This window comes from Candidatus Tectomicrobia bacterium, from assembly GCA_016192135.1.
GTDB lineage: Bacteria > UBA8248 > UBA8248 > UBA8248 > UBA8248 > 2-12-FULL-69-37.
The window spans coordinates 12,663-29,734 of record JACPUR010000003.1; the positions used below are offsets into that span (position 1 = coordinate 12,663).

Annotated in this window: 16 protein-coding genes; 13 read left to right on the forward strand and 3 right to left on the reverse strand. The window is 70.2% G+C overall.

The window, feature by feature from the left end; translation table 11 throughout:
• The first annotated feature begins 95 nt into the window (after positions 1-95).
• The 4 genes from HYZ11_02175 to recJ are packed head-to-tail and all read left to right on the forward strand — an operon-like array spanning position 96 to position 4,188.
• Positions 96-308, forward strand: coding sequence for a hypothetical protein (locus HYZ11_02175; protein MBI3126394.1), 213 nt, complete (start codon positions 96-98; stop codon positions 306-308).
• Between the two features lie 21 nt (positions 309-329).
• Positions 330-635, forward strand: a complete 306-nt coding sequence (locus HYZ11_02180; GenBank protein MBI3126395.1) for a peroxiredoxin family protein — start codon at positions 330-332, stop codon at positions 633-635.
• A 23-nt stretch (positions 636-658) separates the two neighbouring features.
• Entirely contained in the window at positions 659-2,401 is a 1,743-nt protein-coding gene (gene dacB / locus HYZ11_02185) for a D-alanyl-D-alanine carboxypeptidase/D-alanyl-D-alanine-endopeptidase (GenBank protein MBI3126396.1), read from the forward strand.
• The gene (recJ, locus tag HYZ11_02190; protein ID MBI3126397.1) at positions 2,398-4,188 is read left to right on the forward strand and encodes a single-stranded-DNA-specific exonuclease RecJ; all 1,791 of its coding nucleotides are present in this window, start codon (positions 2,398-2,400) and stop codon (positions 4,186-4,188) included. The genes dacB and recJ overlap by 4 nt, the downstream gene beginning before the upstream one ends.
• A gap of 346 nt (positions 4,189-4,534) precedes the next feature.
• Here recJ and HYZ11_02195 read toward each other — a convergent pair whose 3' ends face one another.
• The gene (locus tag HYZ11_02195) at positions 4,535-5,710 is read right to left on the reverse strand and encodes an SAM-dependent methyltransferase (GenBank protein MBI3126398.1); all 1,176 of its coding nucleotides are present in this window, start codon (positions 5,708-5,710) and stop codon (positions 4,535-4,537) included.
• Positions 5,711-5,947: 237 nt separating this feature from the next.
• Between HYZ11_02195 and HYZ11_02200 the strand changes: the two genes are divergently transcribed.
• Both HYZ11_02200 and HYZ11_02205 read left to right on the forward strand, forming a co-directional pair.
• On the forward strand, positions 5,948-6,199 hold the full coding sequence (locus tag HYZ11_02200) for a MoaD/ThiS family protein (protein MBI3126399.1): 252 nt from the start codon (positions 5,948-5,950) through the stop codon (positions 6,197-6,199).
• On the forward strand, positions 6,199-6,651 hold the full coding sequence (locus HYZ11_02205) for a molybdenum cofactor biosynthesis protein MoaE (GenBank protein ID MBI3126400.1): 453 nt from the start codon (positions 6,199-6,201) through the stop codon (positions 6,649-6,651). Before HYZ11_02200 ends, HYZ11_02205 begins: the two co-directional genes overlap by 1 nt.
• Positions 6,652-6,685: 34 nt before the next feature.
• On the opposite strand, the gene HYZ11_02210 is transcribed toward HYZ11_02205, so the two are convergent.
• On the reverse strand, positions 6,686-8,647 hold the full coding sequence (locus tag HYZ11_02210; GenBank protein MBI3126401.1) for a TRAP transporter permease: 1,962 nt from the start codon (positions 8,645-8,647) through the stop codon (positions 6,686-6,688).
• A gap of 158 nt (positions 8,648-8,805) precedes the next feature.
• Positions 8,806-9,846, reverse strand: coding sequence for an immunogenic protein (locus HYZ11_02215; protein ID MBI3126402.1), 1,041 nt, complete (start codon positions 9,844-9,846; stop codon positions 8,806-8,808).
• 301 nt (positions 9,847-10,147) lie between these two features.
• Here HYZ11_02215 and HYZ11_02220 point away from each other — a divergent pair, with 301 nt between their 5' ends.
• From HYZ11_02220 to HYZ11_02250, 7 genes are read left to right on the forward strand one after another with little or no spacing between them, the layout of a single operon-like run.
• Positions 10,148-10,792, forward strand: coding sequence for a phosphoribosylanthranilate isomerase (locus HYZ11_02220; GenBank protein MBI3126403.1), 645 nt, complete (start codon positions 10,148-10,150; stop codon positions 10,790-10,792).
• Complete coding sequence (gene trpB / locus HYZ11_02225) at positions 10,792-12,024, forward strand: tryptophan synthase subunit beta (protein ID MBI3126404.1); 1,233 nt, start codon at positions 10,792-10,794, stop codon at positions 12,022-12,024. The genes HYZ11_02220 and trpB overlap by 1 nt, the downstream gene beginning before the upstream one ends.
• A complete protein-coding gene (locus HYZ11_02230) occupies positions 12,024-12,872 on the forward strand; it encodes a tryptophan synthase subunit alpha (protein ID MBI3126405.1) in 849 nt (282 codons plus the stop codon). Before trpB ends, HYZ11_02230 begins: the two co-directional genes overlap by 1 nt.
• 26 nt (positions 12,873-12,898) lie before the next feature.
• Positions 12,899-14,299: a 3-isopropylmalate dehydratase large subunit gene (gene leuC, locus HYZ11_02235; GenBank protein MBI3126406.1), complete on the forward strand. Its 1,401-nt coding sequence runs from the start codon at positions 12,899-12,901 to the stop codon at positions 14,297-14,299.
• A gap of 2 nt (positions 14,300-14,301) precedes the next feature.
• Positions 14,302-14,940 carry an isopropylmalate isomerase gene (locus HYZ11_02240; GenBank protein ID MBI3126407.1) on the forward strand — a complete coding sequence of 213 codons (639 nt, stop codon included), beginning with the start codon at positions 14,302-14,304 and terminating at the stop codon, positions 14,938-14,940.
• Complete coding sequence (gene leuB, locus HYZ11_02245; protein MBI3126408.1) at positions 14,921-16,015, forward strand: 3-isopropylmalate dehydrogenase; 1,095 nt, start codon at positions 14,921-14,923, stop codon at positions 16,013-16,015. The genes HYZ11_02240 and leuB overlap by 20 nt, the downstream gene beginning before the upstream one ends.
• Complete coding sequence (locus HYZ11_02250) at positions 16,015-17,040, forward strand: aspartate-semialdehyde dehydrogenase (protein MBI3126409.1); 1,026 nt, start codon at positions 16,015-16,017, stop codon at positions 17,038-17,040. The genes leuB and HYZ11_02250 overlap by 1 nt, the downstream gene beginning before the upstream one ends.
• Positions 17,041-17,072 lie beyond the last annotated feature (32 nt).

The window sequence follows — 17,072 nt, forward strand, 5'->3', positions numbered from 1 at the left end:
ATTGCATCAAATTGCCTGGATATCCCCATTAAGGATTGCAGGGTGCGGATGAGGCGTTTATGATAAATCCCGTGCTTGTCGGAGGAATATCCCGCATGCAGTCGAGGTTCCATGCCTGGAGGGCGATCAGCGGTTTCGTTCTCGGGCTGATCCTTCTCGCCGCGCCGGCGGTCCAGGCGCCTGCCCAGGAGGCGGCCCGGCTGAAGGAAGGCGAGAAGGCGCCCGTCTTCGAGATCCAGGGGTTCAGCTCCGAATCCCTGATCGGCAAGAAGCACCTCCTGCTGGTCTTCTACCGGGGCCACTTCTGAGGCCATTGCCAAAGGCAGCTCGTGGAGCTGCAGGAGCATCTCAAGGCCATCCGGGAGAGAAATACCGAGGTCGTCGCTGTCAGCACGGACGGCGCCTTGGAGATGAACCTCTCGATCCGGGAACTGGGTGTTCGGTTCCCCCTCATCTCGGATCCGCAGCAAAGGGTGATTCGCCAGTTCGGCGTTCCGCTTCTGAAAGATGGGGTCGCGCGGCCCACGACGGTCCTCATCGATCTCAAGGGCATCGTCCGGCTGGTTTACGTGGGAACGGATTTTTCGGATCGGCCGTCCATCCGGGCCATTCTCCAGGCCCTGGCTTGGCTCTGACGCCCCCGGCGAGAAGGCGCAGCATGAGCGTGACCCCGGCAGTGAGAATCGGCGCTTCGGCCCTCGCGGGCGCTTTTGCGCTCCTTCTCGGCATGGGAACGGCCCATCCGGCCCCCGCCCCCAAGGCGGTGCCGAAGAAGGCCGAGCCGGGAATCATGTCGGCCGCGGCCCTGGAGGGGGGCCTCCGGCGGGCGATCGCGCGGCAGTGCCAGCGCCCCGGCAGCGTGAGCGTGCACGTGCGCTCCCTCACCGCCGGGGAAACCCTCTTCTCCCACGAGGCCCGCGAGAAGCGCATCCCCGCCTCGAACCTCAAGCTGGCGACGACCGCCGCGGCGCTCGCCCGCCTCGGGCCGGACTACACCTTCCCCACCGACGTTTACTCCGACGGCGCTTTCCGGGGCCCCCTGCTCGCGGGGAACCTCTACTTCAAGGGATACGGCGACCCGTTCCTCGTGCAGGAGCGGGTGCGGGAGCTGGCCCACGAGCTCCGCGCGCGGGGCCTGCGGCGGGTCAAGGGCGACCTGGTGGCGGACGAAACCTACTTCGACTCCGAGCGCTTCGGGAAGGGCTGGCACGCCGAGGGCTCGCTCCGCCCCTACCAGGCGCCGCACGGCGCCCTCTCGTTCAACTTCAACGTCATCTGGGTCATCGTCACGCCGGGGCAGAACCCGGGCGAGCCCGCCCGGGTGCGCCTCGACGCCCCGGCCGAAACCGTCCGGCTCGAGGGCGGAATCGAGACGGGCCCCCGAAACGGCCGGCCGGCCGTGCAGTTCTCCCGCCACCTGTCGGGCGGCCTCGACCGCATCCGGGTGGGCGGCACCGTGCCCGCCGGGGGCTCGCAGGTCACCTATCCCGTCACCATCTCGGACCCCGCGATGTACGCCGCCGGAGCCTTCGCCCTCTTCCTGAAGGAGGCGGGGATTCTCCTGGAGGGCCGGATCCGGCGCGGCAGCACCCCGGCCGATGCCGAGCTCCTCGCCCGCACGCTCTCCCGCCCCCTGGGGGAGCTGGTGCGCGACGTGAACAAGATCAGCAACAACTTCATGGCAGAGCAGATCCTCAAGACCCTCGGCGCCGAAGAGCACGGGCTGCCCGGGACGGCGGAGAAGGGCGTCCGGGCCGTGCGGGATTTCCTGGTGTCGGTGGGGGTCCCGGCGGACGGCTTCGAGCTGGCCGACGGCTCCGGCCTCAGCCGGCTGAACCGCTTCTCGGCGGAGGGTCTGGTGGCGCTGCTCGAAGGGGTGCACCGCGACTTCCGCCTGCGCCCGGAGTTCGAGGCGTCGCTCGCGGTCGTGGGGGTGGACGGCACGGTGCGGAAGAAGCTGCAGCGCACCGGCTCGGTCCGGCGGGTGCGGGTGAAGAGCGGCCTCCTCGACGGGGTGCAGAGCCTGAGCGGCTACGGGCTGGCCGACAACGGCGAGCTCATCGCCTTCGCCATCATCTCGAACGACAGCGCCTGCCACGCCGAGCGGCTCTTCCGCGACATGATCCTGGACATGACCGATCTGGACCGCCCCCTGCCCCCCGCCCTGGCGCATGAGACGGCGGGCGTCCGGCGGACCCTGGCCCTGCCGATGCCCGATCCCCGCCGGAGGGACAGCTGGCGCGCCCGGCACCGGGCCCGCCTGGGGCCCGCGCCGGAGACGGCCGACACGGCCTCGGTCGGCAAGGTGAAGGCCTCGGCGGGGGAGGAGGTTCCCCCAGCCGGGCTCAGCATCATCGAGAGCGAGAGCGCGCCGCCGGGGGACCGGGGCGCGCGTCCGTGACCCCTCAGGCCGCCGGCCCCCGCCCCCTCGCGCGCGGGGCCGCGGCGCAATCGTGGCGCGTCCGCCCCGCGGATGAGGACGAGGTCCGGCGCCTCGCCGCCGGGCTGGACGCTCCTCCCCTCCTGGCCCGGCTCCTCTCGCTGCGCGGCATCCGAAGCCCCGAGGACGCCCGGCTCTTCCTCCAAGCCCCGCTCACCGGCCTCCACGATCCCTTCGAGATGCTCGGGATGGACGCGGCCGCCGCCCACCTGGCCGGGGAGGTGGAGCGGGGCGGCCCCGTCGGGGTGTACGGCGACTACGACGTGGACGGCATCACCTCCACGGCCCTCCTGGTCCGCTTCTTCCGCTCCCTGGGAATCGAGGCGCCCTACCACGTGCCCCGGCGGCTCGAGGAGGGCTACGGCCTCCACCTCGCCGGCCTCCTGCGGCTGAAGGAGGCGGGGTGCCGGACGGTGGTGACGGTGGACTGCGGAATCACGGCGGCGGAGGTGGCCGCCGAGGCCAAGGCCCAAGGCCTCCGCCTCATCGTGACCGATCACCACCGCCCGCCCGAACGGCTCCCGGAGGCCCTGGCCGTCCTCAACCCCCGGCGGCCCGGCTGTCCCTATCCCTTCAAGGGGCTGACCGGGGCCGGGATCGCCTTCAAGCTCGCGGCGGCGGTGCGGCGGCTCCTTCGGGACAAGGGCTTCGCGCGCTCCCTCCCCAACCTCAAGCAGCACCTCGACCTCGTCGCCCTGGGCACGGTGGCGGACGTGGCGCCCCTCCTGGGGGAGAACCACATCCTCGTGCGGGCGGGGCTCGGGGCGCTCTCCGCGCCGCCCGGCCTCCCGGACCGGCGCAAGGCGGGGGTCCGCGCCCTCCAGGCGGCGGCGGACCTCAAGGCGGACGAGATCAACGCCGGGCACGTCGGCTTCGTCCTGGGCCCGCGCCTCAACGCCGCCGGGCGGGTGGGGGACCCCCGGGCGGCGGTGGAGCTCCTCCTGACGGACGATCTGGCCGAGGCGCACGCCGTCGCCGTCCTCCTGGACGACTGGAACCACCAGCGCCAGGAGCTCCAGCAGGAGGCGCTGGAGGAGGCGGAGGTCCTCCTCGCGGCGGCCGGGGAGGCGGGCCTCGGCGGGGCCATCGTGCTCGCGAGCGAGCGCTGGCACTCCGGCGTGATCGGGATCGTGGCCTCCAAGCTGGCGGAGGCCTACCGGCTTCCCGCCGCCCTGATCCGCCTCGACGGCGAGGGGGGCCGGGGCTCGGTGCGCGGGGTCGAGGGCTTCCACGTCTACCGGGCGCTCGAGGGTTGCGCGGACTGCCTCGTCCAGTTCGGGGGCCACAAGGAGGCGGCGGGGCTGGCGATCCGGCGCGGGATGGTGGACGCCTTCCGGGCGCGCTTCCAGGAGGCCAGCCGGCTCGCCCTGGGGCCGGAGCGCGGGGAAGAGGTGCTGTGGCTGGACGCCTCGGTGGGCTTCTCCGACCTGGACCTCGGCCTCATCGAGCGGCTGGAGGAGATGGCCCCCTTCGGGCCCGGGAACCCCCGGCCCCTCCTCGGGGCGGCGGGCGTTGAGGTGGTGGGCGTCCCGGGCTTCGCCGGCCGCGACCGCGAGCACCTCAAGCTCGCCCTGCGCCACCAGGGGCGGACGATGGAGGCCATCGGCTTCGGGATGGGCCCCCTCGCGCGGGAGGGCGGCCTCCCCCCCGGCAAGATCGACATCGCCTGCTGCCCCTGCGTCAACCGCTGGCGGGGTTCCACCAAGCTCCAGCTCGAGCTCAAGGCGATACGGCCGGCGGGGGGATAGGAAGGAAGACATTCGGTCATGTTCATGATGATCGCCTAGCTATTGTAGGGGCGGTTCGCGAACCGCCCCTACAGAAGTCGCATCGCCCAAAGATGTCATCATGAGCCCTGCGCTCAGGACAGGCTCCACGAAGAATATCAGTTTGAAATCCTTCGCTCGCTGCGCCCGGAATGACATCAGATCCCCAGGTCCTGGCGGGATGAACCCGCAGGGGCGGCCCCCCATGGCCGCCCCCGCCCGGGGCAGGCACAGGGGCCTGCCCCTACAGAAAATCGGTCGGCGGATTTGTCCGTAGGGGCGAGGCATGCCTCGCCCCTACATATGTGCCTCCCGCGCCGCATCGGTCTCACTCCCGCAGCGTCGCGTACGACTCACGGTCCTCGGGCTTCATCGAGAAGGCAGGAAACAGCGTTTCCTCCAGCCCCTTCGCGAGCAGCATGACCTTGATGGCGCTCCCGAGGCCGCCCGGGTCGAGGAGCCCCATGACGGCGCGCCGCTCGCGGGCGGCGTCCGCCCCCTCCGCGCTCGCCAGCGCCTCGGCGAGCCCCAGCCCGAGCAGGAAGTGCATCTGGTCGGTGAAGCCCCCCAGCCGGAGGCCCGCCCCCTCGGCGGCCCGGAGGAGGGAGGTGAAGTCCACGTGGGCGGTCAGGTCCGTCTCCCCGGGCCGCGCCAGGGCGTTTGGCTCCAGGGTGTGGCCGCGGTAGCCCCGGAGCGTCCCCTCGTGCCTTTCGTGGCCGTAGAGGACCCGGGCGGAGTAGCCATAGTCCCACACGAGAATCGCCCCGCGCTTGAGTTTCGCGGCGACGGCACGGACCCACTCGCCCGCCTCCGGGCAGGCCTCCGCCCGCTGGCCGGGGGCGAGCTCGATCCCCAGGCGCGCGAAGTGGCCCTCCAGCCGGGGGTCGGACAAGGGGCCTTCCACGAGGGCGAGCCCCTCCCCGCGCCGCTCGACGTGGAGCTCCTTCAGTCCCTCCTCCGCCCGGAGGAGGAGATGGACGGGGAGGGCGTCCAGGAACTCATGGGCCAGGACCGCGCCCTCGAAGGCCCATTGGCCCGGGGGCCACTCGTTGAGGCGGGCGCAGGGGCCGCCCGGGCGCCCGGAGGCCCACGGCGCCAGGCGCTCGCCCAAGCGCTCGCGCGCGGCGGCGCTCCGCTCGATGGGCACGTACTCAAGGGCCGCGCGGAAGCCCCCGTCCACGGGTCCCTCGGAGGCGTGGGCGAGGATGTCATGGGCCAGCCAGCCCTCGCCCGCCCCGTACTCAAGGACGGGGAAGACGGCGGGGCGGCCGAGCGCCTCCCAGACCGCCTGGAGCTGGCGGGCCGCCATGCGGCCGAACCAGGGGCTCTGGTGGGGGCTGGTGAGGAAGTCCCCCCCCGCCCCGATGCGCGGGCGGGGCTGGGCGTAGTAGCCCCCCTCGGGATGGTGGAGGGCGAGCTCCATGTAGCGCCGGAAGGGGATGGGCCCTCCGGCCAGCGCTTCCTCCAGGGCCCGCGCCAGGGCGGGATGGGACGCGAGGGGCATTTCCGCCGCTCCAAGGGTGAAATCCGCTGCGAATCAGGGAAAGTCATTCCGAGGGCCGAAGGCCCGAGGAATCCGCTTCTCGTCTTGAAAAGCAGATTCCTCGCTGCGCTCGGAATGACATGCCTCCAAAGTGGTACCCCGTCGCGTGATTGGGGCGCCTTGATCGTTCGCCGCCGCGATTCTATCCTTTTTGAAGCGCGCGGCCTTCCGCCGCCGGCCGCCGCGCCGGAGGCGTCCATGCAAGTGCTTCTCAAGTGCTTCGCCTGGGCCCGGGAGGTGACGGGCGAGGAGGATATCTCGGTCGACATCCCCGACGGGGGGACGGTGGCCGACCTGCGCGCCCGCCTGGAGGAGCGCTACCCGGTCTTCGCCGGCCGCATGGAGTCCATCGCCGTCTCGGTGAACCAGGAGTTCGCCGGGGACTCGGCCCCCATCCGCCCGGGGGACGAGGTGGCCCTCATCCCTCCCATCAGCGGAGGACGCTCGTGATCTGCCGGATCGTGGAAACCCCCATCGACATGCAGGCCCTGGCCGCCCACGTGGAGGAGGCGGAGTCCGGGGCGGTGTGCACCTTCGCCGGGCTCGTGCGGAACCACAGCCGCGGCCAGCGGGTGACCCACCTGGAGTACCAGGCCTACCGGGAGATGGCCGAGAAGAAGATGCGGCAGGTGGCCGAGGAGATCGAGGAGCGCTTCGGCGTCACCCGCCTGGCGATGGAGCACCGCGTGGGCGCGCTGCGGATCGGGGAGGTGGCCGTGGGCATCGCCGCCGCCTCGCCGCACCGCGACGCCGCCTTCAAGGCCTGCCGCTACGCCATCGACCGCATCAAGCAGATCGTGCCCATCTGGAAGAAGGAGTTCGGGGAGAACGGCGCCGTCTGGGTCGAGGAGTGCGCCGTGGACGCCGCCTCCGCCCGGGAGCCGGAGCGCCCGAAGAAATAACCGCCTTCGTGACCTCTCCCCCGCCGCCGCTCTCTCAGGTCGCGGGCCGCGGCTGGAGCTCGCCCTTCGGGGGCGCGACCAGCCGGTGGCGCCAGATGCCGTAGATCGTCGCCGGCAGCAGGAAGACCGCCGCCGCGACCGCCACCTTGTCGTTCGGGTGCAGAAGCACCGCGAGCGAGAACAGCGCCAGCGCGGCCCGGAACATCCAATTGGCGCCGGCGCGGTCGAAGAAGCGCCCGAAGATGGCGCAGGTCATGCCGCAGCAGCCGATTACGATGAGCAGCATGTCCGCGATCTGGGCCCACCCGGGATTCACCACGATATCCTGGCGCACGAAGATGGCGAAGGACATGAGGGTGATGGGCAGGCACAGCTTCAGCGCCAGCCACATGGTCTGCATGAAGGAGGCCTCCGCTATCCGCGCGGCGACCGCGGCGGTGAGGGAGGTCGGCGGGGACAGCTCGCCCCAGACCGCGATCAGGAACGCGAAGAAATGGGCGACCCAGGGGTCGATGCCGAGCTTGCGCAAGGGGTCGACCACGATGACCGCGAGGATGATGTAGGTGGCGGTGGGCGGCAGGCCCGCGCCGGCCAGCCAGCCGAAGACCCACGCCATAAGGATGGTGGCGATGACGCTCCACGCGCCGAGCTCGAGCAGGATCGCCCCCATGCGGTTGATGAAGCCGGTCACCGTGAACAGGCCGATCATGATCCCGAGCGTCGCCAGCATCAGCGTCAGGTAGGACGTCATCTCGGCGTGCGTTTCGATTGCGCGCCGGACGTTGCCGAGGAATGTTTCCTTCCCGGCCTCCGGATCCTTCAGCAGGTTCTTGAAATAGAGGAACGCGAGGAGCAGGAGTATGAACATGAAGAGCGCGGTGAATAGCGCGGCGCGCAGCGAGCCGTAGTTGAGCCACCCCATGAGCATGAGCAGAAAGCCCACCGAGAGGAAGAAGATGGCGGTTTTGACCTGGTCGTAGCGCGGCACCGCCTGCAACGGGATCGGCTCGGGCGGCAGCAGCCGCACGCTCAGGAGGTAGACGGAGAGAGAAACCGTGGAGTAGTAGACGAAGGCCAGGGCGAAGCCCCGGATCACCACGTCCCAGTAGGGCACGCCGAGAAACTCCGCCATCAAGAAGCCGGCCACCGCCATCATCGGCGGCATGATGAGGCCGCCCATGGATGCCGCGGTCTCCACCGCGGCGGCGAAGGCCGCCGGCACGCCGTAGCGCTTCATCAGCGGAATCGTGAAGCTGCCGACCACCGCGGCGTTGGCGGCGCCGCTGCCGCTCACCAATCCGAGCGAGGCCGAGGCGAGCACCGCCGTCTGCGTGACCAGCTGCCGCGACCGGCCGGCGAGCCGCCGCATCACCATGACCATCGCATTCTGCGCCTCGAAGCCGCTCGCGGTACCCGCCAGGAGCATGAAAGCCGCGATCAGCGTCAGCGCGATCTGGGCGTAAAGCCCGTAGATGCCGGTGGCGAGCTCGACGGTGCTCGAGGTGACGACCCGGTAGAAGGTGGTCCCAGGGTGCCAGAAGAAATCGATCGGGCTCAGGTACCCCCACATGGTGTAGGCGACCAGCACGACGTTCACCCAGAACAACTCGTTATGGCAGATCCGGGACAGCTCCATCACCAGGAGGAAGACCAGCAGGCCCACGATGAAGTCCTGTGTGGTGTAGGATCCCTGCCGGTAGATCGCAATCTCCTCGTAGTCGAGAAAGAAGTAAATGAAGGCATAAAGGCAGATGCCGACGTAGCACGCGACGATGGCGTTTTTCGTGGGGCCGGAAAGGGAAGGGTAGAGGCCGTTATCCCGGTGGAGAATCAGGATTTGCAGGATCAGCGCGATCGGCAAGAGGTAGGTGGCGAGCTCGCTCGGGCCGCCAAAGCCCGTGTAGAAGTACCAGATCAGCCAGACGAACATGATCAACGAGACGGCGAAGATCAGATTCTTGACGTTGGCGAGGCGCTTGATTCGCTCCATCGGCATGGCGGCGTCCTATCGCGAAGGGTATCCCTTGCTTTTCGGGTTGCCGGGGCGGGGACTCATGGCGACCGGAAATCACCCTCCCGCCGGGGCGGGGAGCCCGCGCCGGCCATGCGCGGGCCTCCCCCCTGGCGAGAATCAGGCGTTTCCGGATATTCCGCTTACTTGGCGATCTTCCACTTGTCGTTCCACGCCTTGTGCTCTTTCAGGAACTTGGCCATCCCGGCGTGCACGGGGATATGGGGATTGGCGTTGATTCCCTGCACCTGCATGCCCACGAAGTCGCGCGCCATCGGGGTGAAGCCCGGGTCCGCCTTCGCCAGCACCGCGCGCTGGTTGTAGAACGCGGAGAGCATCTTGTAGACGACGTCCTCCGGCATGTCTGGGCGCACGTTGTAGGCGAAGAGGATGGGCACGCCCAGGACCTTCGCCACGCCGACGTCCTTGCTGAAGGCCTGCTTCGGGTCGACCTCCGCGATGGCGAGGCCCGCCGCCTTCAGCTTCTCGACCTCGTTCGGGCAGGGGTTGATCAGCTTCACGTCCGTGCGCAGCTCTGTCTCGCGCCAGTAGGAGGCGAGCGAGCGGCCGGCGGTCGTGTAGGCGACGGCGCCGACGATCGTGCCGGCCTGGAACGCGTCCGACTGGGTCGCGGGGTCGATCTGCACGTGCTTGAACTGGTAGCCGAGCACCTTGTAGATGCGCTGGAAGTTCAGCCAGTTCATGAAGCCGGCGGTGGTGAAGAAGACCGGCTTGCCGCTGAAGTCGCCCCAGCACTTGTACTGGCCGGCCTTGGCGGCGGGGGCCGCCATGAACGACTCCATCGGGTAGGAGTACCAGGCGTGCACCAGCAAGCTCTTGGCCGGCTTGTAGTTCTTGAACCCGCCCTCGCGCGCGTAGAGCTGGGTCATTCCGACGTCGGCCGTGTAGCCGATCTCCGCCCCGCCATCCATCGCGGCCTTCATGGCGCCGGTGGTCGAGGGATACGGGTTGACGGTGATGGTGTACTGGCCGCCGAGCGCCTCCTCGAGCACCTTGACCATCGAGGCCGCCACCTTGTAGCCGTAGGAGCCCGTGTTCGACGTGGCCCAGCGGATTGACTTTCGCTCCTGGGCGGAAGCCGGCCCGGCCGCCGAGGCCAGCGAGACGGCGGCCAGGGCCGCCAGGATCAGGCCAAATCGATGAATCCATCTCCTGTTTAACATCAAGCTTCTCCTTGGTTCGGGTAGGACGGCTGCCGCGGACGTTCGTTCGCCCATCTGCCGGGAGGGCCAAAACCTTGAGATTTCGCGGATTATGAGACATCGGCTCCGTTTTCTCAACCCAGGATGGCTTCGTTCCGCCCGATTTTCCGCCCCCCCCGGCGCCAAGCGGGATACCCCCGAAATGCGCCGGCGGCGCACCGGGAGGGCCCCCGGCCTCCCCCGCGCGCGCCTTTTCGCCCCGGTGTGCTATAACTGGCCCCCTGCCCGCCGGGAAGATTGCCGCCCGGCGCGGGAGGAGGCTATGATTCGGATCAAGATTTGCGGCGTCACCACCCCGGAGGATGCCCGCTTCGCCCTGGACTGCGGGGCGGACGCCCTGGGCCTGAACTTCGTGCCCGGCACCCCCCGATGCCTGGAGGCCGACGCCGCCCAAAAGCTGGCCGCTGCGCTGCCTCCCTTCGGCGTCCGGGTGGGCGTCTTCGTGAACGAGGATCCCCGGCGCATCGAGCAGATCGCCCGGAAGGCCGGGCTGGACGCCGTCCAGCTCCACGGGGACGAGCCCCCCGGGGACTGCCACTGGCTCCAGGAGCGGGGCCTGCGGGTCATCCGGGCGCTGCGCGTCCGGGGGCCGGAGACCCTGGCCGAGGCCGGGCGCTTCCCGGGCTGCGCCATCCTCCTGGACGCTTACGCCGAGGGGAAGCCAGGGGGGACGGGGAAGATTTTCGACTGGTCCCTGGCCCGGGAGCTGGCCGGGCGGCGCACCGTCATCCTCTCGGGCGGGCTCAGGCCCGAGAACGTGACCCAGGCCATCCAGGAGGTCCGCCCCTACGGGGTGGACGTGAGCAGCGGGGTGGAAGGAGACGCGCCCGGCCGGAAGGACCCGGAGCGGGTGCGCCGCTTCATCGAGAACGCGCGCGGGGTGTTCGCCGCGATGGGAGAGGCATGATGGCCACGGCCCCGGCCGAGCCCAAGGGGCGCTTCGGGAAGTTCGGGGGGCAGTTCGTCCCCGAGACGCTGATGCCCGCCCTGGAGGAGCTGGAGGCGGCCTACGCGGAGGCGCGGAGCGATCCGGCCTTCCACGCGGAGCTCGCCTCGTACCTCAAGGTCTACGTCGGGCGCCCCACCCCGCTCTACCACGCGGCCCGGCTCTCGGCGAGGCTCGGGACCCTCAAGGTCTATCTCAAGCGCGAGGACCTCTGCCACACCGGCGCCCACAAGATCAACAACACGCTCGCCCAGGCCCTGCTCGCGAGGCGGCTCGGCAAGCGGCGCCTCATCGCCGAGACGGGGGCGGGGCAGCACGGCGTGGCCACCGCCACGGCGGCGGCCCTCTTCGGGCTGGAGTGCGACGTCTACATGGGCGAGGAGGACGTGGCCCGCCAGGCCCTCAACGTCTTCCGGATGCGGCTCCTGGGCGCCCGCGTCATCCCGGTCACCTCGGGGAGCCGCACCCTAAAGGACGCGACGAACGAGACACTGCGCGACTGGACGGCCTCGGTCCGCACCACCCACTACATCATCGGCTCGGTGGTGGGGCCGCATCCGTTTCCCACGATGATCCGCGACTTCCAGTCCGTCATCGGCCGCGAGGCGCGCGAGCAGGCGCAGGCCGCCGAGGGGCGCCTGCCCGACTGCTGCGTCGCCTGCGTGGGCGGGGGGAGCAACGCCATCGGCCTCTTCCATCCCTTCGTCGAGGATAGGGCCGTCCAGCTCATCGGGGTCGAGGCGGCGGGCCGGGGCATCGAGACGGGCGAGCACGGCGCCTCCCTCACGGCGGGGCGGCCGGGCGTTCTCCACGGCTGCCGGACCTTCCTCCTCTACGACGACGACGGCCAGATCATCCCCGCGCACTCGGTCTCGGCCGGGCTCGACTACCCCGGAGTGGGGCCAGAGCACGCCCATCTCAAGGACACGGGCCGGGCGCGCTACGTGGCGGTGGACGACCGCCAGGCGCTCCGGGCCTTCCGGGAGCTCGCCCGGCTCGAGGGCATCATCCCCGCCCTCGAGAGCGCCCACGCCATCGCCTACCTGGAAACGCTGGCGAAGGAGGCGGGCGGCGGCGCCGCGAGGCCCAAGGTCGCCGTGGTGTGCCTCTCCGGCCGGGGGGACAAGGACGTGCAGCAGGCCGAGGGCCTGCTCCAGGAGATGCTCGACGAGCGGGCGGAGGGGCGGGGCTGATGCAGAAATCCTCCCGGCTCGCCGCCTGCTTCGAGCGCCTGCGCGCGGAGGGAAGGGCGGGGCTTTTTCCCTTCGTGACGGCGGGGGACCCGGACCTCGCTTTCACCCGGAAGCTCCTCCCGGCCCTGGCCCGCGCCGGGGCGGACGGCTTCGAGCTCGGCGTCCCCTTCAGCGATCCCCTGGCGGACGGCCCGACCATCCAGCGCGCGAGCGCCCGGGCCCTGGAGGCCGGCACCCGGCTCAAGGACGTGCTCGCCCTCGTGGGGGACGCGCGGAGGGAGCTCCCGGAGGCCCCCATCGTCCTGATGACCTACTACAACCCGGTCATCGCCTTCGGGGAGAAGAACTTCGCCCGGGAGGCGGCGCGGGCGGGGGCGGACGGGGTGATCGTCCCGGACCTCCCGCCGGAGGAGGGCGGGCCGCTGCTCGAGGCGATGCGGGATTTCCCGCTGGACGCCGTGTTCATGCTCGCCCCGACGAGCGGCCGCTCGCGGGCCGAGATCGTGAACCGTGCGGGCAGCGGCTTCATCTATTATGTGGGGCAGATGGGAGTGACCGGGGCGCGCGACAGCCTGGACGCCGGCCTCCGCGGGGCGCTGGAGGAACTGCGCCCCATCAAGAACCGGCCGGTGCTGGTGGGCTTCGGCATCAAGACCCCCGAGCAGGCGGCCGACGTGGGCGGGTACGCCGAGGGGGTGATCGTGGGCAGCGCCCTCATCGACGCGATGGAGAAGGAGGCGGGCCGGGCGGCGAAGATTGAGGCCGCCTCCCGCTACATCGGCTCCCTTCGGAAGGCCCTGGAGCAATCGGCGGCGGCCCGCCCGGGCGGCGCCGGCCGGTCCTCCTGAACATCGACGGACGAAAGGAACGGCGCATGTCCGAGCGGACGCTCTACGACAAGGTGTGGGACAGCCATACGGTGGCCAAGCTGCCGACCGGCCAGGACCAGGTCTTCATCGGGCTCCACCTCGTCCACGAGGTGACCACCCCCCAGGCCTTCGACATCCTGAAGGAGCGGGGGCTCAGGGTGGCCTTCCCGGAGCGCACGGTCGCCACGGTGGACCACATCATCCCCACCCTCGTCCAGATCCGGCCCTTCGAGGACGCGCAGGCGGAGGAGATGTTCGCCGCCCTCGAGAAGAACGTGGACGAGAACGGCATCCGCTTCCTCCACCTGGGCACCGGGCGGCAGGGCATCGTCCACGTCATCGGTCCCGAACTCGGGCTGAGCCAGCCGGGGATGACCATCGCCTGCGGGGACAGCCACACGAGCACCCACGGCGCCGTGGGCTCGCTCGGCTTCGGCATCGGCACGACCGAGGTGGCCCACGTGCTGGCCACGCAGACCCTCGCCCTGAGCCGGTTGAAGGTGCGCCGCATCAACGTGACGGGGGAGCTCAGGCCCGGCGTCTTCCCCAAGGACGTGATCCTGCGCATCATCCACGACCTCGGCATCAACGGCGGGCTCGGCCACGCCTACGAGTACGGCGGCGCCGTCTTCGACAAGATGACGATGGAGGGGCGCATGACCGTCTGCAACATGAGCATCGAGGGCGGCGCGCGCATCGGCTACGTGAACCCCGACGAAGCCACCCTCGCCTATCTGAAGGGCCGGGATTTCGCCCCCCAGGGGGAGGCCTTCGACAAGGCCGCGGCCTACTGGAAATCGGTGGCCTCCGAGAAGGACGCCGCCTACGACCACGTCTTCGACATCGAGGGGGAATCGATTGAGCCGATGGTGACCTGGGGCATCAATCCCGGCCACTCGGTCGGCATCTCGGAGAAGCTCCCCAGGCTCTCGGACTTCGAGGGGGAGGACCGGCGCACGGCCGAGCAGGCCTATGCCTTCATGGGCCTCAAGGCGGGGGACGCCATCCAGGGCACCAAGATCGACGTGGCCTTCCTGGGCTCGTGCACCAACTCCCGGCTCACGGACCTCCGCGAGGGGGCGCGCATCCTGAAGGGGAGGAAGGTGAACCCCAAGGTGAAGATGCTCGTCGTGCCGGGCTCCCAGAAGGTGAAGGAGCAGGCCGAGGCGGAGGGCCTCCACGCGATCTTCATGGAGGCCGGGGCCGAGTGGCGCGGGGCGGGGTGCTCCATGTGCCTGGGCATGAACCCGGACAAGCTCGTGGGCTCCGAGCGGAGCATCTCCTCCTCGAACCGCAACTTCATCGGCCGGCAGGGGAGCCCAAAGGGCCGCACCCACCTGGGCAGCCCGGCCATGGTGGCCGCCTCGGCCATCGAGGGCTGCCTCACCGACCCGAGGGAGTTCTAGCCATGGGCGCGGAGAAGGGCACCGTCATCCGCCAGATCCGGGGGAAGGCCATCCCCCTGCCGGGGGACGACATCGACACCGACCGCATCACCCCGGCACGGTTCCTGAAGGCCATCACCTTCACCGGCATCGAGAAGGCCCTCTTCTGCGACGAGCGGGAGCTCACGCCCGACCACCCTATCGACAACCTGGCCCACCGGGGCGCCCGGCTCATGTTCGTGGGCAAGAACTTCGGCTCGGGCTCCTCCCGCGAGAGCGCCCCCCAGGCCATCCAGCGCTTCGGCATCCAGGCCCTCGTCGGGGTGTCCTTCGCGGAAATATTCGCGGGCAACTCCTTCGCCATCGGGATGCCCCTGGCGACCGCCTCGGCGGAGAACGCCGCCCGCCTCATCGCCCACGCCCAAAGGCACCCCCAGACGGAGTTCGTCCTGGACCTCGAGAAGCTCACGGTGAGCTTCGGCGGCGAGAGCCTGCCGGTCGAGATGCAGGAGAACCGGCGCAGGTCCTTCCTGGCCGGCACCTGGGACATGCTCACCAACCTGGAGGCCAACCTGCCCAGGGTGCGGGAGGTGGCCTCTGGGCTTCCCTACATGGCCGGATTCACCATCGGCGAGAGAGGCGATCGCGTTGGGCGCGTATAATATCGCGGTCCTTCCCGGGGACGGCATCGGGCGGGAGGTGACGGTCCAGGCGCGCAAGGTGCTCGAGGCGGCGGGCCGGAGGTTCGGGGTTTCGTTCCGGTTCGAGGAGGCCCTGTGCGGCGGGGCGGCCTGCGACGCCGTGGGGGAGCCCCTACCCCGGAAGACCCTGGACCTCTGCCGGGCGAGCGACGCGGGGCTCTTCGGCGCCGTGGGCGGGCCCAAGTGGGACAATCTGCCCAAGGAGAAGCGGCCCGAGCAGGCCATCCTGGGGCTCAGGAAGAACCTCAACCTCTTCGCCAACCTGCGCCCCGCCAAGATGTTCGACCCGCTGGTGGACGCCTCCTCGCTCAAGCCCCAGTTCGTGAAGGGGCTGGACCTCCTCGTGGTGCGCGAGGGAGTGGGGGACATCTACTTCGGCCAGCCGCGGGGCATCGAGAGGCTCCCGAACGGGGACGAGCGCGCGGTGGACACCATGGTCTACACCACCCCCGAGATCCGCCGCATCGTGAAGACGGCCTGCGAGCTGGCCCGGGTGCGCCGCAAGCGGGTGTGCTCGGTGGACAAGGAGAACGTCCTCGACAACAGCCGCCTGTGGCGCCGGGTGGCCTCGGAGGTGGGGAAGGACTACCCCGACGTCGAGCTCTCCCACATGTACGTGGACAACGCTTCGATGCAGCTCATCCGCAACCCCCTGCACTTCGACGTCATCGTGACGGGGAACATGTTCGGGGACATCCTGAGTGACGCCGCCTCCATGCTCACCGGCTCCATCGGCATGCTGGCCTCGGCCAACCTGAACGAGACGGGCTTCGGCCTCTATGAGCCGGTGCACGGCACCGCGCCGGACATCGCCGGGCAGGACAAGGCCAACCCCATCGCCGCCGTCATGTCGACGGCCATGCTCTGCCGGTATACCCTCAAGCGGCCCGACATGGCGGACGCCATCGAGGCCGCGGTGGGCGGGGTGCTGGCGGAGGGCTGCCGCACCCCGGACATCTACACCCCGGGCGCCCGGGCGGTGGGCTGCAACGAAATGGGCGAGTTGATCGCGAAGCGAGTGGGAGGAAGCAAGTGATGGGCCTGCGGGTGGCCGTGGCCGGCGCGACCGGCGCGGTCGGAAGAGAAATGCTCCGGATCCTCGAAGAGCGGGCTTTCCCGGCCCGGGAGGTCGTCGCCCTGGCGAGCGCGCGGAGCGAGGGGAAGACGCTCCCCTATAAGGGCGGGGATCTCAGGGTGCGGCGCCTGACGCACGACGCCTTCGAGGGGATAGACCTCGCCCTCTTCTCGGCGGGGGCCTCGCGCTCCCTGGAGTTCGCTCCCTCGGCCGTGAAAGCGGGCGCGGTGGTGGTGGATAACTCCAGCGCCTTCCGGATGGACCCGGGCACCCCCCTCGTGGTGCCCGAGGTGAACCCGGACGCCCTGCGGGCCCACAAGGGCATCATCGCCAACCCCAACTGCTCGACCATCCAGATGGTGGCGGCCCTCAAGCCCCTCCACGACGCGGCGCGCATCAAGCGCGTGGTGGTGAGTACCTACCAGGCGGTGAGCGGGGCGGGCCAGGCGGCCGTGGACGAACTCGAGCGCCAGGTCGAGGCCCGGGCGCGGGGAGGAGAGTCCAGGCCCGTCAAGTTCGCCCACACCATCGCCTTCAACTGCCTGCCCCAGATCGACGTCTTCCTCGAGGCCGGGGACACCAAGGAAGAGCGCAAGATGGTGGACGAGACGCGGAAGATCATGGGCCTCCCGGACCTCCCCGTGAGCGCCACCTGCGTCCGCGTGCCCGTCTTCAACGCACACTCCGAGTCGGTGAACGTAGAGTTCGAGCAGCCCATCACCCCCGAGAAGGCCCGGGAGCTCCTCTCGCGCGCCCCGGGGGTCGAGGTGGTGGACGAGACGGGGAAGTCCGCCTATCCCATGCCCATCCATGCCTCGGGCGAGGACCCGGTGTACGTGGGCCGCATCCGGCGCGATCCCTCCGCCCCGAACGCCCTGAACCTCTGGATCGTGGCGGACAACCTCCGCAAGGGCGCCGCCCTGAACGCGGTGCAGATCGGGGAGCTCCTGCTGGCGAAGGGCCTCCTCCGGGTGAAGGCGGCTTGAGCCGCCGCTGGCGGTCCGGGGAGGATTCCGGG